This is a genomic window from Nonomuraea sp. NPDC050790 (assembly GCF_044456745.1).
Classification (GTDB): domain Bacteria; phylum Actinomycetota; class Actinomycetes; order Streptosporangiales; family Streptosporangiaceae; genus Nonomuraea.
Map to the genome: position 1 here is coordinate 1,057,143 of NZ_JBITGF010000001.1, position 23,404 is coordinate 1,080,546.

Annotated in this window: 13 protein-coding genes; 5 read left to right on the forward strand and 8 right to left on the reverse strand. The window is 73.5% G+C overall.

Features of this window, described 5'->3' with window-relative positions; translation table 11 throughout:
- Positions 1–2: 2 nt before the first annotated feature.
- The 5 genes from ACIBEJ_RS04805 to ACIBEJ_RS04825 all read right to left on the reverse strand — a co-directional run bounded on the left by ACIBEJ_RS04805 (position 3) and on the right by ACIBEJ_RS04825 (position 14,049).
- Positions 3–194, reverse strand: a complete 192-nt coding sequence (locus ACIBEJ_RS04805) for an MbtH family protein (protein WP_397181243.1) — start codon at positions 192–194, stop codon at positions 3–5.
- 1 nt (position 195) lies between these two features.
- Positions 196–5,688 carry an SDR family NAD(P)-dependent oxidoreductase gene (locus tag ACIBEJ_RS04810; RefSeq protein WP_397181244.1) on the reverse strand — a complete coding sequence of 1,831 codons (5,493 nt, stop codon included), beginning with the start codon at positions 5,686–5,688 and terminating at the stop codon, positions 196–198.
- On the reverse strand, positions 5,685–10,823 hold the full coding sequence (locus tag ACIBEJ_RS04815; RefSeq protein WP_397181245.1) for an amino acid adenylation domain-containing protein: 5,139 nt from the start codon (positions 10,821–10,823) through the stop codon (positions 5,685–5,687). Before ACIBEJ_RS04815 ends, ACIBEJ_RS04810 begins: the two co-directional genes overlap by 4 nt.
- 13 nt (positions 10,824–10,836) lie before the next feature.
- Entirely contained in the window at positions 10,837–12,186 is a 1,350-nt protein-coding gene (locus tag ACIBEJ_RS04820; protein ID WP_397181246.1) for a thioesterase domain-containing protein, read from the reverse strand.
- 882 nt (positions 12,187–13,068) lie between these two features.
- Positions 13,069–14,049: a carcinine hydrolase/isopenicillin-N N-acyltransferase family protein gene (locus tag ACIBEJ_RS04825; RefSeq protein ID WP_397181247.1), complete on the reverse strand. Its 981-nt coding sequence runs from the start codon at positions 14,047–14,049 to the stop codon at positions 13,069–13,071.
- A 90-nt stretch (positions 14,050–14,139) separates the two neighbouring features.
- Here ACIBEJ_RS04825 and ACIBEJ_RS04830 point away from each other — a divergent pair, with 90 nt between their 5' ends.
- Both ACIBEJ_RS04830 and ACIBEJ_RS04835 read left to right on the forward strand, forming a co-directional pair.
- Positions 14,140–14,871: a TetR/AcrR family transcriptional regulator gene (locus tag ACIBEJ_RS04830; RefSeq protein ID WP_397181248.1), complete on the forward strand. Its 732-nt coding sequence runs from the start codon at positions 14,140–14,142 to the stop codon at positions 14,869–14,871.
- An 82-nt stretch (positions 14,872–14,953) separates the two neighbouring features.
- Entirely contained in the window at positions 14,954–16,051 is a 1,098-nt protein-coding gene (locus tag ACIBEJ_RS04835) for an ABC transporter substrate-binding protein (protein WP_397181249.1), read from the forward strand.
- A gap of 296 nt (positions 16,052–16,347) precedes the next feature.
- Here the strand turns inward: ACIBEJ_RS04835 and ACIBEJ_RS04840 are convergent, their stop codons facing one another.
- The gene (locus tag ACIBEJ_RS04840) at positions 16,348–17,214 is read right to left on the reverse strand and encodes a LysR family transcriptional regulator (RefSeq protein WP_397181250.1); all 867 of its coding nucleotides are present in this window, start codon (positions 17,212–17,214) and stop codon (positions 16,348–16,350) included.
- Positions 17,215–17,319: 105 nt separating this feature from the next.
- On the opposite strand from ACIBEJ_RS04840, the gene ACIBEJ_RS04845 reads away from it, so the two are divergent.
- Positions 17,320–17,961 carry a dihydrofolate reductase family protein gene (locus tag ACIBEJ_RS04845; protein WP_397181251.1) on the forward strand — a complete coding sequence of 214 codons (642 nt, stop codon included), beginning with the start codon at positions 17,320–17,322 and terminating at the stop codon, positions 17,959–17,961.
- Between the two features lie 183 nt (positions 17,962–18,144).
- Positions 18,145–19,200, forward strand: a complete 1,056-nt coding sequence (locus tag ACIBEJ_RS04850; RefSeq protein ID WP_397181252.1) for a PP2C family protein-serine/threonine phosphatase — start codon at positions 18,145–18,147, stop codon at positions 19,198–19,200.
- Between the two features lie 34 nt (positions 19,201–19,234).
- Here the strand turns inward: ACIBEJ_RS04850 and ACIBEJ_RS04855 are convergent, their stop codons facing one another.
- Positions 19,235–20,749 (reverse strand): MFS transporter, encoded by a 1,515-nt coding sequence (locus tag ACIBEJ_RS04855; RefSeq protein ID WP_397181253.1) that lies wholly within the window; start codon positions 20,747–20,749, stop codon positions 19,235–19,237.
- Positions 20,750–20,847: 98 nt separating this feature from the next.
- Positions 20,848–21,843, reverse strand: coding sequence for a LacI family DNA-binding transcriptional regulator (locus ACIBEJ_RS04860; protein ID WP_397181254.1), 996 nt, complete (start codon positions 21,841–21,843; stop codon positions 20,848–20,850).
- A 79-nt stretch (positions 21,844–21,922) separates the two neighbouring features.
- Here ACIBEJ_RS04860 and ACIBEJ_RS04865 point away from each other — a divergent pair, with 79 nt between their 5' ends.
- Positions 21,923–23,401 carry an alpha-N-arabinofuranosidase gene (locus tag ACIBEJ_RS04865; protein ID WP_397181255.1) on the forward strand — a complete coding sequence of 493 codons (1,479 nt, stop codon included), beginning with the start codon at positions 21,923–21,925 and terminating at the stop codon, positions 23,399–23,401.
- Positions 23,402–23,404 lie beyond the last annotated feature (3 nt).

Consider the following 23,404-nt stretch of genomic DNA (forward strand, 5'->3'; position numbering starts at 1 on the left):
CTCTACTGCCCCATGGCCTCGCGCAGGCTGCGCGGGCGCATGTCGGTCCAGACCTGCTCGATGTGGTCGAGACAGCTCTGCTTGGCCCCCTCGAAGCCGGCCTCCCGCCAGCCCTGCGGCAGGGGGCGCTCGGCGAACCAGATGGAGTACTGCTCCTCGTCGTTGACCACGACCTTGTACTGTCCGTCGCGCATGTCAGCGCCTTTCCTGTCGGGGAAGCCTGGTGATCGTCGTCGCCGGTTTCTGCTCGCTCTGGCCGCGCAGCTCCTCCACCAGCCCGGCCATGCCGGCCACGGTCGGCACCTGGAAGAGGCTGCGCATGGGCAGCCGGACGCCGATCTTCTTCCTGATGAGGGCGATGAGCTGGACCGCCACCAGCGAGTTGCCGCCCAGCTCGAAGAAGTCCTGCTCGACGCTGACCCGGCGGGCGCCGAGCACCTCGCCCCACAGCCCGGCGAGCGTGCTCTCCAGCTCGTTGCGCGGGGCCACGTGGTCGTCGGACTCCAATCCGGCCTCGCCCGCGGCGGAGGCGGCGGCCAGCTCGTCGGCCACGGTGTCCTGGGTCAGCTCGCGCACCCCGGCCACGAACTCGGGCAGCGCGGTGGCGTTGACCACCACCTGGACGCCCAGGTCCACGGCGAGCAGGCGGCGGAACGCCTCCGCGCCGTCGGCCGGGGCGATGCCGCGCTTGGCGCCGTCCAGGTCCAGGGCCACGCCCGCGGTCGCGGACTCCTCCTTCACGGTCAGGTCCTCGGCCGCCTGCCTGGCGCCCTCGCCGACGGTGCGGGTCATCGCGTCCTTGTCGACGCGCCTGAGCACGAAGTCGGAGATGGTCACCACCGGGTCGCCGGCCTCGCCGTACAGGGTGAGGTCGGCGGCCAGCACCTCGCCGCCGCCGGTGTCGCGCAGCCGGGCGTGGCTCCACAGCGTGGCGGGCAGCGGGGCGTGCAGGGTGACGCGGCCGTAGCCGAGCGGCAGGTAGCTGTGCTCGCCGGTGACCGAGATGAACGCGGTCGCCTCGTCCAGCAGCGCCGGGTGCAGCGGCAGCGCGTCCAGCTCCGCGGCCACGCCGGCGCCGGCCTCCAGCCGGGCGAGCTGCTCGTTCTGGCCCAGCTTCACGGCACGCAGGCTCGTCCAGCGGGGACCGAAGGTGACCAGTCCGGACGCCGAGGCGAACGGGTTGATCTCGTCGCTGCCGTGGACGCAGCGCGCGTGCGCCTCGGCCAGCTCGCCCGCGGGCTCCCCGGCCGCCACCCACGCGGCCGAGCCGCGGGCGTGCGTGGCCGGCTCGCCGCCGGTGACGCTGACCACCTCGAAGTCCACGCCGTCGCCGGCGGGGGTGAGCAGCACCCGCAGCTCGGCGCTCGACCCCTCGGCGACCGGCAGCGGCGCGACGAAGGCGACGTCGGACAGTTCGACCACGTGACCGGACCCCGGCCGGGGCACGGCCGCCTCGAACGCGGCGCGCGCGGTCTCCAGGTAGCCGGTGCCCGGCAGCACCGGCACCCCGGCGACCCGGTGCTCGTCCAGGATCCAGTGGGTCTCGGGCGACAGGGTGGCGGCGTACCACGGCTGGCGGCCCGCGCTCTCGTGCCGGTGGCTGAGCACGGGGTGCTCCAGCCTGCTCACGCGGTCGCCGCGCTGCAGGGCGCGGAAGGCCACCGGGGCGGCGACCTCGGCGGCCATGCCGACCTCCAGCCAGGCGCCCCAGTTCACCGACAGCACCCGTCCCGGCCAGACGTGGGCGTAGGCGTCCATGAAGTTGTTGGCCGCGCAGTAGTCGACCTGGCCGAAGCCGCCCGCGACGGCGGTCACCGACGAGCAGAGCAGGACGAAGTCGAGCGGCAGGTCGCCGAACACCTCGCGCAGCGCCAGCGTGCCGGCGATCTTGGGCGCCATGACCTCGTCGGCGGCCCGGCGCTCCTTGACCTCGGCCATGCCGCCGCCGGGGAGCCCGGCCGCGTGGACGATGCCGTCGACGCGGCCCCACCGCTCCAGCGCGGCCTCCCTGGCCGCGCGCAGCGACCCGGGGTCGGTCACGTCGGCGGAGAGCACGACGACCTCGGCGCCCGCCCGCTCCATGCGCAGCACCGCGGCGACCGCCCTGCGCACGCGCTCCGGCGCGCCGTCGAGCGCGGCCCACTCGGCCCTCGGCGGCAGCCCGGAGCGGCCGAGCAGGACCAGCCTGGCCTGTGCCCGCGTGGCCAGGTCCTCGGCCAGGGTCAGGCCGATGCCGCCGAGCCCGCCGGTGATGACGTACACGCCCTGAGGGCGCAGCGGGTCGTCCTGCCCGGCCACCGGCACCGCCTCGAAGCCGCGCACCCAGCGGCGGCCGGCGCGCAACGCGACCGGGGACGGCGGCACGCCCTCCTCCGGCTGGCCCGGCTCGGCGGCCAGCTCGGCCAGAACCTTGCCCACGTCGTACGGCCCCGCCTCCAGGTCGAGGTGGCAGGCGGTCAGCCAGCGAGCCTCCAGCGGGACCACGCCGGTGATGCCGGCGACGGTGGCGTGCTCGGGCCGGGTGACGTCGTGGCCGGTGACGCCCTGCGTGCCGGCGGTGAGGATGTCGAGCCGCACCCCGGCCTCGCGCTCGGCTCCGGCCAGCGCCTGCACGAGGGCGAGCAGGCTGTGGAAGCCGAGGTCCTGGGCGGCCGTGGCGTCCGCGGCCGTGCTCGCGGGCTCGCCGTCCAGCGCCCAGGCGTGGATGATGCGGCCCGGCGTCCCGGTCCCGGCCAGCAGGGCCTCGTAGTCGTCGCGCTCGGCGGGGCGGACGGTGACGGTGCCGTCGGCGGCGGTGCCGTACGCGCTGCCGGGGACCACCCGGACGGCGTCGGCGCCCGCGGCGCGCAGCGCGTCCAGCAGCGGCTCGGCGGCGGGACCCGCGAACACCAGGCAGCGCTGCCCGGCCAGCGCGGCGCTGCCCGCGGGCGCGAGCGGCGCCTGACGCCAGGCCGGAACCGAGAACCACTCCTCCGTCGGCAGCGCCCCCGTGCGCGGCGGCCGGGTGAAGACCAGCTCGGGGTCGAAGTCCGTCTGCACCCAGTGCCTGGACCGCTCGTACGGGTAGGCGGGCAGCGGGACGCGGCGGGCCGGCTCGGCCAGCGCGTCGGTGTCGAGCGCGACGCCCGCCGTCCACAGCGCGCCCGCCGCGGCGTAGAGGACCTCCAGGTCAGGGCGGCCGTCGGCGGGGCCGGGCAGGCTGGGCAGCGGCTGCGGCGCCGTCTTGGGCAACTGGGTCCTGGCCAGCCCGGCGAGCTGGCGTCCCGGGCCGCACTCCAGCAGCCGCCACTCGCCCTCGGCGGCGAGCGTCGCCACGCAGTCGCCGAACCGGACCGCCTCGCGCAGGTGCCGCGTCCAGTAGGACGGGTCGGTGGCCTGCTCGGCGGTGATCCAGGTGCCGGTGACGTTCGACAGGAACGGCAGGCCGGGCGCGTGCCTGACCGCGGCGGCGACCGCCTCGTGGAAGTCGCCGAGGATCGGGTCCATCATCGCCGAGTGGAAGGCGTGCGAGGTGCGCAGCGCGGTGTGCTGGACGCCCTCCTCCTCCAGCCGGGTGGCGTAGGCGGCGATCAGCTCGCCGGGTCCCGCCACGACGCAGGTGCCCGGGCCGTTCACGGTGGCGATCGACAGGCCCTCGGGCAGGTCGCGGCGGACCTCCTCCTGGTCGCGGCGCAGGGCGAGCATCGCGCCGGGCGGCATGCTCTGCATGAGCCGGCCCCGGGTGGCGACCAGGCGCAGCGCGTCGGGCAGGGAGAAGACGCCGGCGACGGTCGCGGCCACGTACTCGCCGATGCTGTGGCCGATCATCGCGGCCGGCTCCAGCCCCCACGAGCGCCACAGCGCGGCCAGCGCCCACTCCACCGTGAACAGCGCGGGCTGGGTGAGCGCCGTCTGCCGCAGCCGCTCGTCGGCGGCCTCCTTGCCGTCCTCGTCGGGGAACAGCAGCGTACGCACGTCCAGGCCCAGCTCGTCGAGCAGGATCGCGGCGCACTCGTCGACGGCGGCGGCGAAGACCGGCTGGGCGCGGTAGAGTCCGGCGCCCATGCCCGCGTACTGCGCGCCCTGGCCGGAGAACAGCCAGGCCACCTTGGGCGTGCCCGCCTTGCCCTTGACCACCCGGCGCGGCGTGGTCAGCGCGGTGATCGCGTCGGCGGTGTCGGTGGCCACGACGGCGGCCCGGTGCGCGTACCGGCGCCGTCCCGTCCGCAGCGTGTGGGCCACGTCGGCCAGGTCGGAGTCCCTGCCGCTCTTGAGGTGGCCGGCCAGCCTGTTCACGGCGGCGTCCAGCGCGGACGGGGTGCGGGCCGACAGCAGCAGCAGGTGGGCGGGGCGCGGCTGCGCGGTCGGCAGCGGCGCGGGTGGCGCCTGCTCGACCAGCACGTGCGCGTTGGTGCCGCCGATGCCGAACGAGCTGACGCCCGCGCGGCGCGGGAAGCCGTTCGTCTCCCACTTGGTCAGCGTCGAGACGACGTGGAAGGGGTTGGCGCCGAAGTCGATGCGCGGGTTGGGCTTGTCGTAGTTGAGGCTCGGCGGGATCATGCCGTGCTCCAGCGCGAGCACGGTCTTGATGAAGCCCGCGATGCCGGCGGCGGGGCCGAGGTGGCCGATGTTGGTCTTGACCGAGCCGATGCCGCACCAGCCCGCCTCGTCGGTGCCGGCGCCCAGCACGCTGGACAGCGCCGCCACCTCGATCGGGTCGCCGAGCGCGGTGCCGGTGCCGTGCGCCTCGACGTAGGTGATCGTGCGCGGGTCGATCTGGGCCACGCCCATCGCCTGGGAGACCGCCGCCGCCTGGCCCTCGGCGCTCGGCGCGGAGAAGCCCATCTTCGTGGCGCCGTCGTTGTTGATCGCGTTGCCGATCACCACGGCCCGGATGTGGTCGCCGTCGGCCACGGCGTCCGACAGCCGCTTCAGCACGGCCATGCCGCCGCCACCGCCCCAGATCGTCCCGGCGGCGGAGGCGTCGAAGGCGCGGCAGTGCCCGTCGGGGGCGTAGATGCCGTCCTGGTGGAACTGGTAGCCCCACTCGGCGGGCAGCTCCAGGGAGGCGCCGCCGGTCAGCGCCATGTCGCACTCGCCGGTGCGCAGCGCCTCGCACGCCACGTGCAGGGCGACGAGCGAGGAGGAGCAGGCGGTGTGCAGGGTGATGCTGGGGCCGCGCAGGTCGAGCTTGTACGACACCATCGTGGCCAGGTAGTCGGGATGGTTGCCGGTGTAGACGGCGAGGTTGCCGACCGAGGCGAACACCTTCTTGTTCGGCCGGATGTGCAGCCATTGGTACTCGTCCGAGCCGATCGCCCCGTAGACCCCGATCTCGCCGTCGTAGCGGGCGGGATCGTAGCCGGCGTCGTCCAGGGCGGTGCTGGCCAGCTCCAGGAACATCCGCTGCTGCGGGTCGCGCAGCTCCGCCTCGCGCGGCGACATGCCGAAGAACGCCGCGTCGAGCCCGGCGTAGTCGGCCGCGATCGCCGACGCCGGGACGAACGTCGGGTCGTCCAGCAGGTAGTCGGGAACGCCGAGCGCCTCCTGCTCCTCACGGGTGTAGAAGCGCACCGACTCGACGCCTCCGACCAGGTTGCGCCAGTAGGCGGAGACGTCCTCGGCACCGGGCAGACGGCAGGCCAGGCCCACGACCGCGATCGGCTCGACCCCGGGCCCCTCTTCCTCATGGTTCAGCGCAGCGGTCATTCGTTACTCTCCCGTCTGGCCCTGTGAGGCCGAGTTGAGGGTCGTGCCCGGCGCGCCGCGACCCGCCGGGCCGCGCGCTCCGTTCCTGCGGTGCGACGTTCGCCGTCGAGGTGGGCGGCGAGCGTCCGTACGGTCGGGAAGCGGAAGAGGTCCACGATCGGCACCTCGCGCCCGAGTGAGGCGGCGAGGCGGGCCTGGACCTGAGCGGTGGCGAGCGAGTGCCCGCCGATCTCGAAGAAGTTCGCGCCAGCGGAGACCCGCGGCAGGCCGAGGACCTCCCGCCAGACGCCGGCGACCAGGCGTTCCGTCGCGGTGGCCGGCTCCTGGCCCGGTCCGGCCGCAGCGCGCGGCGGCGGCGCGGGCAGCGCGGCCCTGTCCACCTTGCCGTTCGGCGTCAGCGGCAGCGCGGGCAGCAGCACCAGCTCGGCGGGCAGCGCGTAGGCGGGCAGGCAGGCCGCCAGGTGCCGGTGCAGCTCACCGGCCTGTACGGCCGCGCTCGCCGGCACCGCGTAGGCGTGCGGCACCGGCCCGCCGGGCTGATGGGCCACCTTCGCGGCCGCGGCCCGCACCCCGGGATGGGCGGCCAGCGCGGCCTCGATCTCGCCCAGCTCGACCCGGTAGCCCCGGATCTTCACCTGCCCGTCGGCCCGTCCGGCCAGCACCACCCGGCCGTCCGGGTCGTGGCGGCCGAGGTCGCCGGTGCGGTAGCGGGCCGTCTCGCCGTCCGGCTCGCGGCTGAAGCGCCGCGCCGTGAGCTCTTCGTCCAGGTACGCCCGCGCCAGCCGGCGGCTCCTGACCACCACCTCGCCCAGCTCGCCCACGGCGGCCGGGGCGCCGGCGGCGTCCAGGACGAGCAGCTCGGCCCCGTCCACGCCGCGGCCGACCGGCACCGGGTCGCCGGTGCCCGCCACCTGGCCGGTGATCTCGAACATGGCCTGGGCCTGGGGCGTCTCGGTCGTGCCGTAGGTGTTGACCAGGCGCGCCTTGGGCGCGACGGCGGCGAAGGCGGCCACGTCGGCGTAGGTCAGCCGGTCCCCGCCGAACAGCACCAGCCGCAGGTCGGGCAGCTCCACCCCGGCCGCCGCGATCAGCGTGGCGAGCTGCGGGGTCAGGTGCGCGACCGTGACGGCCCGCTCACGCAGCCACGCCGCCAGCCGCGCCGGGTCGCGGACCCGGTCGTGGGCGGGCACGTGCAGCGTCGCCCCCAGGGTCAGCGGCGTCCAGGCGTCGCGGAGCAGGGGATCGTGGGCCAGCCCGGCCAGCAGCGCGAACCGGTCGGCGCGGGTCAGCTCGAACTCGGCCGCGTACCAGGACAGGAAGCGGGCCAGCGGACGCTCGTCGGCCCGCACCGGCTTGGGCTCGCCGGTGGTGCCGGAAGTGAACGACAGATACCCCCGCCGCTCGAACGGCACCGGGAACTCCCCGGCGCCCGACGCGGCCCCGCCCGTCTCCCCGAGCCGGTCCGGCGCAGGCCGCCCGTGCGGGTCCTGCACGATCCGCCGGTGAGTGTCCGGGGCGGGTCGCCCATGGGTGTCCGGGACGGATCGCCCGTGCGGGTCTGGCGTGGGGAGTTCGTGCGGGTTCAGGGCGGGCAGTTCGGGCAGCCAGACCAGTTCGGGGGGTACGGCCTCGCCTGGGCAGACGATCAGCGCGCGGGCCCCGGCGGAGCGGGCCTGGGCGGCCAGGCGGGCGGGTGGCAGGGCGGAGTCGAGCACTGCCCAGCGGGCGCCCGCCCCGAGCACGCCGAGCATCAGGGCGGGCAGCTCGAACGTGCGTGCGGCCAGGATCGCCACCGTTTCGCCCGGACGCACCGCCGCCGACACCGCCGCGCCCGTCGTCTCCGCCAGACGGGCCAGGCCGGCGTAGGTCAGCTCGCCGTCCTCACCGGCGACCGCCACGGTCTCCCGGTCGGCCGCCCGCGCGAGGACCCGCTCGGCCACTCCCGGGCCGTCCCACCCGGACAGCGGGGCGGTGCCGTCCGGGAGCCTCGTGTGCGGCCCGCGCAGCGACGCCTGCCCGACTGGCAGCCCGGGGGCGGTCACCAGGTCGCCGAGCATGCGCAGGTAACCCGCGAGCAGCTCCTCGATCCGCTCCTGCCGGAACAGCCGGGGGTTGTAGACGGCCTGCAGCACGTAGCGGCCGTCGTGGTCGCCGACGTACAGGGTCAGGTCGAACAGCGCGCCCGGCAGGCCCGGCGGCAGCGGCGCGGCCGTGACGCCGGGCAGGTCCAGGCGCGGCTCGGTGAAGTCGTACATGTTGAACAGGACCTGCACCAGCGGGTTCCTGGACAGGTCGCGGCCGGGGCCGAGCCGGTCGACCAGCCGCTCCAGGTGCACGTCGAGATGGGCCAGCGCGCCGGAAAGCGTCTCCTGGCAGCGGGTCACGTGGGTCTCGAAGGGGTCGGCGTCGTGGACGCGCAGCCGTACGGGAAGGACCTGGACCAGGCAGCCGGTCAGCGGGTGGAAGGCGGGCTCGCGCCGGTCGGCGACGGGCACGCCGACGACCAGGTCGTGCTGCCCGGTGAGGCGTCGCAGCACCTGTCCGAACGCGGCCAGCATCACCGCGTACGGCGTGCTGCCCAGACCGGCGGCCAGCGCGCGCACCCCGGCGCTGACGGCGGCGTCCGCCTCGGTGGTCACTCCCGCGCCCTCGAACGTCTGCACCGGCGGGCGCGGATGGTCGCGCGGCAGGTCGAGCACGCCGGGCGCGCCCTCCAGATGCTCGCGCCACCACTCCAGGCTCGCGTCCTTGTCGCGCCCGCCGAGGTAGGCCACGTAACCGCCGAACGTCGTTCGCAGCGGCGGCATCGCCTCGCCGCGGTAGGCGCGGCCGAGGTCGTCGTAGAGCACCTGCTGCGACCAGCCGTCGAACACCAGGTGGTGCGCGGTGATCGCCAGCACGTGCTCGTCGTCCGACAGGCGCAGCAGCCTGGCCCGCCACAGCGGCCCGGCCGCCATGTCGAAGGTGAGCTTGGCCTCGGCCGCCAGCCGCTCGCCGACCTCCTCCGCAGTCACGTCCTCCACCGGCAGCGGCACCGGGCCGGGCGGCGAGACCGCGACCGAGGGCACCCCGTCCTTCTGCGGTACGCGCCAGCGCAGCACCTCGTGCCGCTCCGCCACCGTCGCCAGGGCGGCGCGCAGGGCGCCGACGTCCAGGGGGCCCGACAGGCGCTGCGCCATCGCGATGTTGTGCGCGGGGGTGCCGGGGGCCAGCCGTTCCACGAACCACATCCGCCGCTGCACTGCCGACAGCGCGGCCGGCGCGGTGGCGAGCGGCTCCTCGCGCGCCTCCGGGGCCGCTTCCACCAGGCGCGCGATGCCCGCCACGGTACGGCCCGCCAGCACGTCGGCCACCCCGATCTCCTTGCCCAAGCCGGTGCGCAGCAGGGCGGTCAGCCGCATGGCCAGCAGGGAGTGGCCGCCGGAGGCGATGAAGTCGTCATCCTGTCCGGGCTCCTCGCCCCCGAACGCCTCGGCCCAGGCCGCCGCGACACCACGCTCCGTCGCGCTGACCGCCACCCGCTCCGGCCCGCCCGCTTGCTCCGGCCCGCCCGCGCGCTCTGGCCCGCTTTCCCGCTCCGCACCGCCCGCCCGCTCCGCGCCGCCCGCCCGCTCCGCAGCGCCCGCCCGCTCCGGGCCGCTCGCCTGCGCCGGCTCGCCCACCCGCCTGGGGGAGGCCGCGTGGAGGGCCGCCATGTCCACTTTGCCGGCGACCGTCAGGGGCAGGACGGGCAGCCGTACCACCCGGGTGGGGACCATGTACGCGGGCATGCTCTCCAGGCAGTGGGCCCGCACGTCCTCGATGCCCGGCGCGCTCTCCGGCGCCAGGTAGGCGGTCAGCTCCTTCAGGCCCGCCGGGCCGGGGGTCACGTCCGCCACGGCCTGCCGTACGCCGGGATGGGCGCGCAGCACCGCCTCGACCTCGCCGATCTCCACCCGCTGGCCCTGGACCTTGACTTGCCGGTCCAGCCGGCCGATGAAGCCGATGCGGCCGTCGTCCTCCAGCACGACCTGGTCGCCGGTGCGGTACATGCGCGCGCCCGGCCCGCCGTACGGGTCGGGGACGAACCGCTCGGCCGACAGCGCGGGCCGGTCCAGGTAGCCGCGGGCCAGTTGCGGGCCGCCGATGCACAGCTCGCCGGGCGTGCCGGGCGGGCAGGGGCGCAGGAGGTCGTCGAGGATGTACGCCTGGCAGCCGGGCAGCGCGTAGCCGATCGGCAGGGGCCGGTCCCAGTCGCCGGTCAGTTCGGTGCCGACCACGCAGACCGTGGTCTCGGTGGGGCCGTACCAGTTGAAGAAGCGGCGTCCGCCGCCGGTCCAGCGGGCCACCTGCTCGGGGCCGGCCGGTTCGCCCGCGGTGAGCAGGTCGCGTAACCAGGGCAGCCGGTCCGGCTCCAGCAGCGGGAGCAGGGCGGGCGGGATGGTGCCCCAGGTCACCTGGTGGTGTTCGAGGAAACGCTGGAGCCGTACCGGATCGACGCGGTCCTCGTCGGGGATGAGCATCACCGATCCGCCGCGCGCGAGCGGCGCGAAGACGTCCAGCACCGACACGTCGAACCCCAGCGCGGCGAACCCGATCGACCGGCACCCGGCGTCCAGCCCGAACACCTCGCCCGCCATCCGCACGAACGTCACCGCCGAGTCGTGGCTGACCACCACACCTTTGGGCCGCCCCGTCGAGCCCGAGGTGAAGAGCACGTACGCGGCGGCACCCGACGGCGTGACCCGCGCAGGCGGTTCCGCGATGCCCTGGGGGCGCGGGCTCTCCAGCCGGACCGGGAGCCCGGCCAGCAGTTCGGTGCCCGTCCCGTCCGCGACGACCGTGGTGATCCCGGCGTCCTCGACGATCCCGGCCAGCCGCCTGCGCGGGTGCGAGGGGTCCAAGGGCACGTACGCGCCCCCCGACATCAGCACGCCGAGCACACACACCAGCAGGTCGGGGGTACGGCGATGGCAGATGCCGATCCGCGTCTCCGGCCCGGCCCCGAGCGCGCGCAGCCGGTGGGCCAGCGCCGCCGCCGCGCCGGTCAGCTCGCGGTAGCTCAGCTCGCGATCACCCTGCCGTACGGCCGTCGCGTCCGGAGTACGGCCGGCCTGCGCCAGCACGAGGTCGTGAAGCAGCGCCCTGTCGGTCACTCTTGTCTCCCCGTCACCCTGCGTCTTCTGCGGGCATGTCCAATCCGAGCCGGACCACGTCGTACGGCGCGGCGACCGCGGCCAGCGCCTCGCCTCGCGCGGTGTGCAGCGGCAGGTGGACGACCAGCCAGCGAGCCAGCCGCTCCAGCCCCGGATCGCACTGCACCCGCCACGGACCCGGGTCGGCCAGGTCGGGGAACCCGGATTCCCCGAGATCGCCGCCCTGGCCGTCGGCGGCCGCCAGCGCCCGTTTGGCGGTGACGGCGCGCAGCGTGAGCCAGCGCCGGTCCTCCTCGGCGGCGTCCTCGATCTGCTCGCGCTCGCCCCTGCTCAGCTCGGCCAGGTCGGCGCCGAGATCCAGCGCGCGCAGAAGGGACACCCCGACGCCAGGCCCACCCGCGGCGACGGCGGCGACCAGGCTCAGGCCACCTGAGTGGCTCACACCGGTCACCGCCCGGCCCGCGTACCCACCCACCACCGCGTCGTGATCGGCGGCACGCCCCAGCCACAGACGCAACTCGTCCACCTCGGGCACCGCGCCGCCACCCGCCTCGGACGGGGTGGGCCCGCCCGGCTTGGGCAGGATGTGGCCACCCACCGGAGGCGAGGCGTGCCCACTCTGCTCGGGCAGGTCGTGCCCGCCTGTCAGCGATGGGGTGTGCTCGCCTGGTTCGGGTGGGGTGGGCTGGTTCGTGAGGTCGGCGGCGATGAGGGATGCCAGTTCGGCAGCCTGGTCCTGGACGAACAGGTGGCCGCCGCGCAGCGTGCGCAGCCGGAACCCGGCCGTGGTGTGCCGGGCCCAGCCGAGCATCTCCGCCACCCCGACCTCCCCGTCCTCCAGCCCGGTGAAGGCCACGATGGGTGAGTCGAAGGGCGGCTCGGGCGCGTACCGGTAGTTCTTGATCCAGGCGAAGTCGGAGCGCAGCACCGGCATCATCAGCTCGCGCAGCTCCGGCAGGTGCTTGAGCTCCAGCAGCGCGCCCGCCCGGCGGACGAGCTGGTCGATGAAGGCGTCGTCGGGCAGGTCCACGGCGGCGGCCAGCGGTACCCGTCGATCCGGTGGGTGCGCGCCGCCGACGTAGAGCCTGGACGGGCCGGGCAGTCCGCGCCGCCGCAGCTCGCGCACCACCTCGAAGGCCAGCCGCGCGCCCATGCTGTGGCCGTACAGCGCGTACGGCTCGGCCGTGCCGGGCGCCAGCTCGTCGGCGATGCCGGCGACGGTGAAGGCCGGCGGCTCGACGATGCGGTTCTCCCGGCCGGGAAGCTGGACCGGGACGACGGTGAGATCGGTACGCCCGGCCAGCTCACGAAGCAGTCCGGTGTAGGCGCTGGCACCGCCTCCGGCGTACGGCAGGCAGTACATCGTGCGGGCGGGGCGGAGATCCGCGGGAACGTGCGCCGCCGCGGCTAGCTGCTCACTGATCGCCCAGCACCTCCCCCGAAGGGGTGGTCACCGTGCGCGGCGAGTGGTGGATTCGTCGCTGAATAGAGAGGTCGTCAACCGCCATGTTACGGCGCTCCTCGACAATTGCCTCGAAACAACCCCGAAATAGAGAGATGCTCAAGTGTCATGACTTAGCGTGGGATGTCACGCCGTTCAGGACATTAACTCTTATATCGATGTTTGCGGGGCTGAGTCAACGGCGTGATTTGCGGCCGTTCAAGGGGAGTCGAAACATTCAGCCCGGCAGCCTCTTGCGCGACTGGCCACTCGATGATAGGAGAGACCGTAAATAGGATTCGGACCTCCGAAACTCGCCTCTCGGGCTTTGGGGTGTTTTGGATGGTTTGGGGTGTTCGTCGCGAGCGGGGGAGGGGTGGGCGTGGCCTGTCGGAGGGGGCGTCGTCTTCCTGTTTCCCGCGACAACCATGCGAAAGAGGCGGCGCCGAGAACTCCGGCCGCGCGAGGTTCGCCGGCCTTCCGCGGGCCGCCGACCGGCGTTCGGACTGTTTTGTCGTCCGGATTGTCAAGGCGTGAGAAAAACTTTCAGGTATCAGTCAGGACGATTGCCTGATCACCCTAAACCTGGCTCTGGTCACCCCGAAACTCCTGCTCGACGTGCGGGGTGGGGGTACCGGGAGAGCGCGGCACGACTCCCCGGGGGCGGACAATGCCGATGAAGCGCTTTCCGGCGGGTCGGCACGACGCTTTACCGGAAATGTCAATTCATCGCGGGAATTGATACTCGCCGGGAGTCGCGATTCCCGCGCATGCCATTGATGGCATTCGGCGACAGTTGAATGCTTAACCGGTCGCCGCGAGCCGTAGATCGCGTACGCGGTCCCACTGCTGACCGGTGACGATCTTGGCGGTCAGGTTCTCCTGGTCGTACACGATCGACCACCGGGTGTGGTGCTGGGCGACCTTTTCCAGCAGCCGCATCGGGTCCGTGCGGTCGCCCTCCGACAGCAGCCGGTAACGGCGGTCGGCCAGCTTGGTGTTCCGGTCGGCGCCGGTCAACGTGATGTTGGTGAGGTAACGCTCGTCGAGGACGTTCATGCGCCCCTCGGCGAACTCGACGACCACCGACCGGCCCGCCCGGTCGGCGATCAGGTAGTGCAGTTGCGGGCCGCCGGTGAAGTCCAGGTCGTAGCGGCGCATCAGCTCCACCGCCTCGGGCACGGTGGCGGCGCGGTCGAGCATGAGCCGGATGATCCGCGTGCCGCTCACGACCTTGCGGCCGGGGGTGCGCGCGGGCAGGTCGGCGTGCGGCGCCTGGGCCAGGCCGACGGCCAGGCCCTTCTCGTTCATGCCGTCGAAGGGCATCAGCACCGCGTGCGCCAGCCGCCGCCGGTCCTGCACGGCGTTCAGGTCCGGCCGCGCCGCCGGCGGGAACAGGTAGGAGACGTCGACCAGCGAGAGCGAGGCGTAGGCGCCCGGCGCGCGGGAGTGGACGACCATGGCCGGGTTGGGATCCCAGTCGAAGTTCCTGCCAAAGCGCCCGGGGCGGTGGAAGAGCGAGCACGCCCAGCCGTCGCCCCGCCTGGCCAGTTCGGCCTCGGTGAGCGGCGCCTCGGCGTCGTAGCCGCCGTGGTAGGTCATCTCGTACAGCGGCAGGTCGTCGAGTCTGCGCAGGCCGGCCGCCGTACGGGCGATCTCGTCCTTGGTCTGCCGGAGAATCCCCGGATCGGCCGTGGAGGGCGGCGGTGGCGTCGCCGGGGCCGCGCAGGCCACCGTCGCCACGAGGGTCAGAGCCGACAACACCGCCAGAGCAGGGGTCCGCATGCTCTGTAGTCTGCCGACCGCCGCCCGCCGTGTCACCCGCTGATCGAGCTTGGCAGTGTCAATTCTCCCTAACACTGTTAGATTGACGGCATGCCATCAGACGGAACCACCACGGCAGGGCCGTCCCTGCGCGAGCGGCGGCGCGGCGCCGCGGTCGAGGAGATCATGGCCGCCTCCGAGCGCCACCTCGACGCGCACGGACCGGCGGGCCTGTCGCTGCGCGCGGTCGCCCGGAGCCTGGGCATGACCGTGCAGGCGCTCTACCACTACTTCCCCCGCCGCGAGGACCTCATCACCGCGCTGATCACCAAGGCGTACGGCGACCTCGCCGACGCCGTGGAGGCCGCCGCGCAGGCCCCGCCGGACGACCCGGCCGTCCCGGGCCTGGTCGCCGCGGCCGAGGGCTTCCGCCGCTGGGCCGTCACCCACCCGGAACGTTTCCAGCTCATCTACGGAACGCCCCTGCGCGACTACGCGGCGCCCCCGGAAGGCGAGACCACCCGGTCGGTACGCCGGATGAGCGCCACCTTCCGCCGCGAACTGCTCGGCGCCTACACCCTCGCGCAACTGGCCGCCTGCGAGAGCCCGGAACTGTCGCCCGGGTTCCGGACGCACCTGGAGGCCCTGCCGCCCGACGGCCTGGGCACGCTGCCGGCTCCCGCGGCGGCGCTCTTCCTCAGCGCCTGGGGGCACATGTACGGGCTCGTGGCGCTGGAGGTGTTCGGGCACACCGCCTTCGTCGGCGAGCACCAGGCGGAGTTGTTCCGCGTGGCGATGCTGAACCTGGTGGCCGACACGACGCGCCGCATGCCCGCCGGGTGACGACCGCGCGGGGCGGCATCGGGCGAGGTCACCCCTCCGTTGTAGGGTCGGCGCCACTGACCGTGATCACTTGGGGAGACGCATGAACGGGCCATCTTCGCCCTCTGGACAGGCCGTGCTGATCGGCGCCCTGGCTCCGCTGAGCCGCCCCGGCTGGACCGGGGCGGGGCGGCACCTGCTCGCCGGGCTCGAACTGGCCGTCCACGAGGTCAACGACGCGGGCGGGATCGCCGGCAGGCCCCTCGAACTGGTGGTCCGTGACACCGCGGCCGATCCGCTGAAGGCCGAGGCGGCCGTGGACGAACTGGCCGCCCTGGGCGTGGCCGCGCTGGCGGGGGAGTACCACAGCGTCGTCGCCCGTACCGCCGCCGCCCGGGCCGACGTGCTCGGCCTGCCGTACCTCTGCTCGTCCGCGGTTCTGGACGCGCTCACCGAGCAGCCGACGGAGTGGGTCGCGCGGCTGGCCCCCGCGCAGTCCCACGGGTGGCGGATCTACGCGGACTTCCTGCTGCGCGCGGGCCACAGCCGCGTCGCCGTGGCCGCCGAGCCGAGTGTCTACTGGGCCTCCGGCACCCGCATCCTGCGCGAGCATCTCGCCGCCCGCGGCGCCACGCTCGCCGAACTCGACCTGCGCACGCTCAGCCCCGCCGAGGTCTGCGACGAACTCGCCACGAGCCGGACGAGCGCCCTGCTGCTCCTGGCCGGAACTCCGGAGCCCGCGGTGCCGATCGTGAAGGCGATCCGCGCCGACCGCCGCCTGGCCGAAACCATGATCGGCGCGCCCGCGGGGCAGCCGGAGTTCGCCGACTGGCTGACGGCGCTGGGCACGGACGGCGCCGCGATCCCGTTCCTGCGCTACCTGCCCGAGTCCTTCGGCCCGCTCGGCGCCCGCGTGGAGACGTCTCTGCGCGAACGGCTGGCCGAAACGCCGTCTTTCGTCGCCTTCGAGGGCTACGACACGGTCATGGTCCTGGCCGAGCTCCTCCGATCCCACGGCGCGGACCGGACCCGGATCGCCGGAGCCTGGCCGGACGTCACGATCGAGGGCACCCGGGGAAAGATCGCCTTCTCCCGTACGGCGGGCATCGGCGTCTGGCAGTGGACGTGGCCGCCGGTCCAGGTCGTCGACCGGGACCCGGCCGAGCCCACCCGCTTCCGCACCCTCCACACCACCCACTGACCCGCCCCGATCCACCAGCCCCATCTCCCGCGCTACGCCCGCTGCCAGGAGCACCCACCACCCCCTGGCCCGGGCGGCTTCCTGGCAAGGAATGGCCGTTCAACCAAGCCGGATCCCGGGCCATGGCCGTTCAACCAAGCCGGATCCCGGGCCGTGGGCGCTCAACCCAAGCCGGATCCCGTGCCGTGGGCGCTCAACCCAAGCCGGATCCCGTGCCGTGGGCGCTCATCCGGCCGCCCTGATCCGCGCGGCGGGTTGCCGTGGGTGGCTGTGAAGCACCCTCCAGCCGGGGGTGGCTATGCGGCGGCTTCGGTGAGGGCGGTCAGGACGGCGGATATGGCGGGCGGGTCGGGTGGGTCGCCGTAGGTGGCGGCGTAGAGCTGGCGGCGGAAGCCGGTGAGCTCCGTGGTGTGGACGTCGGCCCGCCGGTGGGCGCGCAGCGCCAGCCCCGGCAGCGTGGTCACGCCCACACCCGCCGCGACCAGGGCCTGCACCACGACGATGTCGTCGCTGAGCGAGGCGATGCGCGGCGTGAAGCCCTCGCGGCGGCACGCGCTGACCAGTTCCTCCTGGCACCGATAGCAGCCGCCGATCCAGGGCGAGTGGCGATGGGCGGCCATGGTGTCTCCGGGGCGGCGGCTGACGAGGTGGACGGCGTCCTCGCGGAGGTGGACCAGACGGAACCCCTCCTCCTGTTCCAGCGGCGCGTGGGCGTGCTGGAAGATGAGCGCGAGGTCGATCTCGCCCTGCCGTAGCATCTGCAGCGCCTCGACCGGATGCTGGTCGATCAGGACCAGTTCGAGCCCCGGGTGCGCCCGCGCCAGCGCGTTGACCGCCTCCGGCACGATCGTGCTCAGCACCGAGGCGTTGGCGGCCAGGCGTACCCGGCCGGCCCGCAGGCCGACCTGTGCCGCCAGCTCGTTGGTGGCCGCCTCGACGCGTCCCACGATCTCGGTGGCCCGGATGGCCAGCAGCCGTCCCTCCGGCGTCAGCCGGATGCCCCGGCCTGCGCGCTGGACGAGCTTGGCGCCGGTGGCCGCCTCCAGCCGGGCGAGGTGGTGGCTGACCGACGACTGCGAATAGTGCAGCTCCTTCGCCGCCTCGGTCACCGACCCGTGCCGCGCGACCGTGGCCAGAACCCTGAGATGGACCAGGTTCATCATTCATCGAGAATATCGATGAGAATGCCGAAATTTCAGCATTAGACGTCATGAGTCTGGTGGCACATGCTGGTGAACATCACAAAGCGCACCGCGAAGGAGCACCAGATGTCCGCCCTACGTGTTCACAACTTCTCGATCTCCTTGGACGGCTTCGGCACCGGTGACGGCCAGGCCGAAGGCGCCCCGTTCGGCCATGCCGGCGAGCGGCTGCACGAATGGATGTTCGCCACCAGGTTCTGGAGCGACATGGCGGGTGGCCCGGCGGGCAGCGCCGGCGCCGACCACGTGTACGCGGCGATGCACGGCCCCGGCATCGGCGCCGAGATCATGGGCGCAGGCAAGTTCGGCCCGCCCGGCTGGCAGGACGACCCCGACTACAAGGGTGCCTGGGGCGCCAACCCGCCGTTCCACTCGCCGGTCTTCGTCCTCACCCACCGCCCGCGGCCGTCGATCGAGATGGAGGGCGGCACCACGTTCCACTTCCTCGACACCTCGCCCGCCGACGCCCTCAAGACGGCCCGCGAGGCGGCCGGCGGACTGGACGTGCGCCTGGGCGGCGGCCCCTCGGTGATCCGCGACTTCCTCGCCCAGGGTCTGGTCGACCACATGCACGTGGTCCAGGTCCCGATGCTGCTCGGCCGTGGCGTCCGGCTCTGGGACGGCCTGGAGGCCCTTGAGGACAGATACACCATCGAAGCCGTCTCCACCCCCTCCGGTGTCACCCACCTGACCTTCACCGCACGGTAGAACCCTCCAAGAGCCCTCGCGGGGTCATGAGACGACGAGCGCCGAGCGGCCGATCACGGACCTCTTGCGCGAGGCGGCGGTCTGCTAGCCTGCCAGGCAGGTGAGCCGGGAAGTCTGGTCGGCAGGGTTCTGATCATGCCGTTCAGGAGGCGCTCAGATGCACGCAGCGGTGACTGACCGTAGATGAGATCCTCCAAGGGGTTGTCACAGCTCACCCTGCCTGGTCTGCCGTTCGTGGCCATGGCGGCGGTGGCCGTGGTCGACGTGCTGGCCGGTCGCGGGCTCGGGTTCCTGCCGCTGCTGACGCTGGGTCCGACGTTCGCCTCGGTGTCGGGCGGCATGCGGCGTACCGCCGCGGTGGGCGTGATCGCCCTGGCCATCTGCCTTCCGCTGGCGTACTACAACGGCTCGCTGCTGACCTGGCAGAACAACCTCACGGTGCTGACGATCATCGCGGTAACGGCGGCCAGCATGCTGGCCGCCCGGTTGCGGCTGCGGCGCGAGCGGGAGCTCGCGGACCTGCGGCTGGTGGCCGAGGCGGCACAGCGGGTACTGCTGCGCCCGGTGCCCCGCCGGGCCGGGGACCTCCGGCTGGCCCTGTCCTATACCTCGGCCGCCGCCGAGGCGAGAATCGGCGGCGACCTGTACGAGGTGGTGACGACCCCGGCCGGGGTGCGGCTGATCATCGGCGACGTCCAGGGCAAGGGGCTGGGCGCGGTGGAGACCGCCGCGTGGGTGCTGGGCGCCTTCCGCGAGGCCGCCTACGACGAGCCCGATCTCGGCGCCGTCGCCGACCGCCTGGAGGCGAGCCTCAACCGGCAGCTCGGCAAGGAGATGTTCGTGACCGCGATCCTCGCGGAGGTCCGCGCCGAGGAGGTGGTCCTGCTCAACTGCGGCCACCCGGCGCCGCTGGTCCTGCGCCGCGACGGGCGGGTGGAGTCGCTGGACCCGCCGGAGGGGGCGCTGCCGCTGGGGCTGGCGGCGCTGGCCGACTCGGGGCGGAAGACGCACGGCTATCCGTTCGGGACGTACGACCAGATCCTCTTCTACACCGACGGCGTGATCGAGACCCGCGACGGTCTGGGGCGCTTCTACCCGCTCGCCGACCGGCTGTCCGTGCTGTCCCGCCCGGATCCGCAGGCGGCGCTGGACGAGTTGCGCGCCGACCTGCTCGTGCACGCAGGAGGGCCGCTGCAGGACGACGCGGCCATGTTGCTGCTGCGCCGCCAGAGGTCGTGAACCGTCGGCGCCGCCGGTTGGAGAGCCGGCCCTGCTAGGCGCCCTGTTCCTCGCCGAGCGGGCGGACGTGCCGCAGGACCACGAGGCACAGCACGGTGGCCACGAGGATCGCGCCGCCGCCCACGGCGGAGGCGATGTTCACGCCGGTGGTGAAGGTCTGCTGCGCCGCCCGCACGACCTCGGCCGGCACCCGGTCGGCGACCGAGAGCGCGCCGGACAGGCTGGCGGTGAGGCGGTCGGCGACCTCCGGTGACGACTGCGGGGGAGCGGTCATGCGGGCCGCGTACAGGGCGGTGCTGAGGCTGCCGAGCAGGGCGACGCCGACGGCGATGCCGAGTTCCTGGACGGTCTCGGACATCGCGGCGGCGGAGCCGGACTTCGAGGCCGGCGCGGCGCCCACGACCATGTCGGTGCCCAGGGCGGCGATCGCGCCCAGCCCCAGGTAGACGAAGGCGAACCCGGCCACCACGGCCGCGGCGGCGCCGGTGCCCGCCGTGGCCAGCAGCGCGTAGCCGATCACCGACAGGCCCAGGGTGGCGGCCATGACCAGGCCGGGCCGTACCCGGCGGGCGAGCAGGGGCGCGCCGATGGCGGCGGCGAACATCGCCAGGGCGGGCGGCCCCATCCACAGGCCCGCGGCGAACGGCGTGAGGCCCTCGACGAGCTGGAGGTACTGGGTGACCAGGTACATGGTGCCGCCGACCCCGACGAGCCCGATCAGCAGCACGGCCAGTGCCGCGGAGAAGGCCCGGCTGGTGAACAGGGTGACGTCCAGCAGCGGGGAGTCCAGCCGGCGCTGCCTGCGCACGAACGCCACGCCCGCCACCACCGCGACGGCGAGCAGGAGCGCCGTGCTCGCGTCCGCGCCGTCGGCGGCGGCGTGCTTGACCGCGTAGACGCCCGGCAGGATCGCCGCCAGGGACAGGGCGACGCTGACCAGGTCGATCCGCCCGGCCCGCGGGTCGGCGTACTCGGGCAGCAGGGCCTTCGCGCCGGCCAGCACGACGATCGCGACGGGAACCGCGAGCAGGAACGCCGCGCCCCACCAGTACGCGTCGATCAGCGCGCCGCCGGCCACCGGCCCCGCCGCCATGCCCAGCGCGAACATCGTGGCCCACACCCCGATCGCGATCGCGCGCTGGCGCACGTCGGCGAACATGTTGGAGATCAGCGACAGCGTCGAGGGCATCAGCGTCGCCCCCGCGACCCCGAGCAGCGCGCGGGCCAGGATCAGTAGCTCGGCCGTGGGCGCGAAGGCCGCGAACACCGACACGACCGCGAAGGCCGCCATCCCGATCACCATGAGGCGGCGCCGGCCGATCCGGTCGCCCAGCGTGCCCATCGTGATGAGGAAGCCGGCGATGAGGAACCCGTAGGCGTCCATGATCCACAGTGTCTGCGCCGCCGACGGGTCCAGGGCTTCGGCCATGCTCGGCAGCACCAGGTACAGCACGGTGACGTCCAGGCCCAGCAGCACCGTCGGCAGCGCCAGCAGTCCCAGACCCGCCCACTCGCGCGCGCCGGCCCGCCGCGTCGTGACCGATGACATGCGTCCTCCCTCAGTAGAGTTCTTGAACGATAGTACAAGTAGAATTATCGTTCAACTTTCAGGGCCGACCTGTGGGAAGGCGGGGATGGAGGCCGAAATCAGGCGGTGCTCTCGCGGACGATCAGGCGGTGCGGGGCGCAGAGGTCCTGCGGCGGCTCGGCGCCGGTGGCCGACAGCCGGGCGGCCAGCAGGCCGACCGCGGTCTCCGCGATGTGCGCCTTGTCCGGCGCGATGGTCGTCAGCGTCGGGGTGGAGAAGCGACCGTCCTCGATGTCGTCGAAGCCGATCAGCGCCACGTCCCCGGGCACCCGCAGGCCCCGCGACAGCAGGGTGCGCAGCGCGCCCAGCGCGAGGGTGTCGTTGAAGCAGAAGACCGCGTCCGGCGGGTCGCCCGCCAGCAGCCGGGCCATGGCCTCCGCGCCGTCGGCGCGGTGGTAGTCGGAGACGTCGGCGACCGCGTGCTCGGCCAGGCCCGCCTCGGACAGGGCCTGGCGGAAGCCGCGCAGCCGCTGCTCGGCGGTGACCGCGCGGGCGGCGCGCTGCGCGCCGATCGCGGCGATGCGGCGGCGGCCGAGCGCGATCAGATGGCCGGTCGCCAGGCGGGCGGCGGCCACGTTGTCGACGGCCACGTGGTCGAGGGTGCCGCCGCCGATGCGCTCGCCGAGCAGGACCATCGGGGTCTGGTCGGTACGCGCCCGCAGGTCCTCCGGCGTGAGGGCGAGCGGGCTGAACAGCATGCCGTCGATGAGCTGCGCCCGGATGCCGGACATGACGAGCTGCTCCTTGCGCCGCTCGCCCTGGGTCTGGTCGATGAGCACGGTCCAGCCTCGCAGGTCGGCCACCTCGATCACCTTGGTGGCCAGCTCCGAGAAGTAGGGGATCGACAGATCGGGTACGGCCAGCGCGATCACCCCGGACCGCCCGCTGCGCAGGTTGCGGGCGGACAGGTTGGGCTGGTAGCGCAGCTCCGCGATGGCCGCCTCGACCCGGGTCCTGGTGTCCGGGCTGACGTGGGGATAACCGTTGACCACGTTGGAGACGGTCTTGATCGACACGCCCGCGTGTTCGGCGACGTCTTTCAGCCTGGGCCGCATGACGAGCACTCTATCGCGATTTACAACGATGGAAGAGACCCGTTTACAACGTTGCAGACAACGATGTAGAAAGGCTGCCATGGACGACGCACACCTCAGCCTGGACCCGGCCTTCGAGATCGCCCCCGTCAACCGGCGCCTGTTCGGCTCGTTCGTGGAGCACATGGGCAGGTGCGTCTACACGGGGATCTTCGAGCCGGGCCACCCGAGCGCCACCCCCGAGGGCTTCCGCGGCGACGTGCTCGAACTGACCCGCGAGATGGGCGTCAGCGTCGTGCGCTACCCCGGCGGCAACTTCGTCTCCGGCTACCGCTGGGAGGACGGCGTCGGCCCCGACCGCCCGACCAGGCTCGACCTGGCCTGGCGGCAGATCGAGACCAACCGGTTCGGGCTCCACGAGTTCATGTCCTGGACGCGCAGGGCCGGCGTCGAGCCGATGATGGCCGTCAACCTCGGCACCCGGGGCATCCAGGAAGCCTGCGACCTGCTGGAGTACGCCAACCTGCCGGGCGGCACCCACCTGTCCGACCTGCGGATCAAGCACGGGGCGGCGGAGCCGTTCGGGATCGGGCTGTGGTGCCTGGGCAACGAGATGGACGGCCCGTGGCAGATCGGCCACAAGACCGCCACCGAGTACGGCCGGCTGGCCAACGAGACCGCCAAGGCGATGCGGCTGGTCGATCCCAGCGTGGAGCTGGTGCTGTGCGGCAGCTCCAACTCCCAGATGCCCACCTTCGGCGCGTGGGAGGCGACGGTCCTGGAGCACGCCTACGACGCCGTCGACTACATCTCGCTGCACGCCTACTACGAGGAGGACGGCGACCTGGCCAGCTTCCTCGCCGCGGCGGTCGACATGGACAGGTTCATCACCTCCGTGGTCGCGACCGCCGACCACGTCAAGGCGCGGCTGCGCCGTACCAAGAAGATGATGTTGTCCTTCGACGAGTGGAACGTCTGGAACCAGGCCCGCTACGAGGGCCGCGAGCAGGGGGACTTCGAGCAGGCGCCGCCGCTCATCGAGGACACCTTCACCGCGGCCGACGCCGTGGTCGTCGGCGACTTCCTCATCACGCTGCTGCGCCACGCCGACCGGGTGAGCGTGGCCTGCCAGGCGCAGCTCGCCAACATCATCGCGCCCATCCGCACCTCGCCCGGCGGTCCCGCCTGGCGCCAGACGATCTTCCACCCGTTCGCGCTGACCGCCCGCCACGCGCGGGGGACCGTGCTGCGGGTGGAGCCGCGCTCGCCGCTGCTCGACACCGCGAGGTACGGCGAAGCCGCGCAGTTGTCCGCCGTGGCCACTCTCGACGACGAGGGCGTCACGGTGATCGCGGTCAACAGGAGTGCCCACGAGGCCCTGGACCTGACCGCCGACCTGCGCACCCTGGGACGGCTGAGACTCGCGCACAGCCACCTGCTGGAGGCCGGGGCCGACCCGCACGCCACACAAGCGGCCGTCGTGCCGCTCGCCGACGCGCAGCTCGACGGGGCACAGTTGCGCGCCCTGCTCCCGGCCGCGTCCTGGAGCCTGATCCGTCTCACCTTCACAGGGAGCTGACCC

Excerpts from the sequence above, each read along its gene's own strand:
- ACIBEJ_RS04805 (WP_397181243.1), bottom strand. The coding sequence starts at position 194 with ATGCGCGACGGACAGTACAAGGTCGTGGTCAACGACGAGGAGCAGTAC.
- ACIBEJ_RS04865 (WP_397181255.1), top strand. The coding sequence starts at position 21,923 with ATGGACGACGCACACCTCAGCCTGGACCCGGCCTTCGAGATCGCCCCC.
- ACIBEJ_RS04810 (WP_397181244.1), bottom strand. The coding sequence starts at position 5,688 with ATGACCGCTGCGCTGAACCATGAGGAAGAGGGGCCCGGGGTCGAGCCG.
- ACIBEJ_RS04855 (WP_397181253.1), bottom strand. The coding sequence starts at position 20,749 with ATGTCATCGGTCACGACGCGGCGGGCCGGCGCGCGCGAGTGGGCGGGT.
- ACIBEJ_RS04830 (WP_397181248.1), top strand. The coding sequence starts at position 14,140 with ATGCCATCAGACGGAACCACCACGGCAGGGCCGTCCCTGCGCGAGCGG.
- ACIBEJ_RS04845 (WP_397181251.1), top strand. The coding sequence starts at position 17,320 with ATGTCCGCCCTACGTGTTCACAACTTCTCGATCTCCTTGGACGGCTTC.
- ACIBEJ_RS04820 (WP_397181246.1), bottom strand. The coding sequence starts at position 12,186 with ATGTACTGCCTGCCGTACGCCGGAGGCGGTGCCAGCGCCTACACCGGA.
- ACIBEJ_RS04860 (WP_397181254.1), bottom strand. The coding sequence starts at position 21,843 with ATGCGGCCCAGGCTGAAAGACGTCGCCGAACACGCGGGCGTGTCGATC.
- ACIBEJ_RS04825 (WP_397181247.1), bottom strand. The coding sequence starts at position 14,049 with ATGCGGACCCCTGCTCTGGCGGTGTTGTCGGCTCTGACCCTCGTGGCG.
- ACIBEJ_RS04835 (WP_397181249.1), top strand. The coding sequence starts at position 14,954 with ATGAACGGGCCATCTTCGCCCTCTGGACAGGCCGTGCTGATCGGCGCC.
- ACIBEJ_RS04840 (WP_397181250.1), bottom strand. The coding sequence starts at position 17,214 with ATGATGAACCTGGTCCATCTCAGGGTTCTGGCCACGGTCGCGCGGCAC.
- ACIBEJ_RS04850 (WP_397181252.1), top strand. The coding sequence starts at position 18,145 with ATGAGATCCTCCAAGGGGTTGTCACAGCTCACCCTGCCTGGTCTGCCG.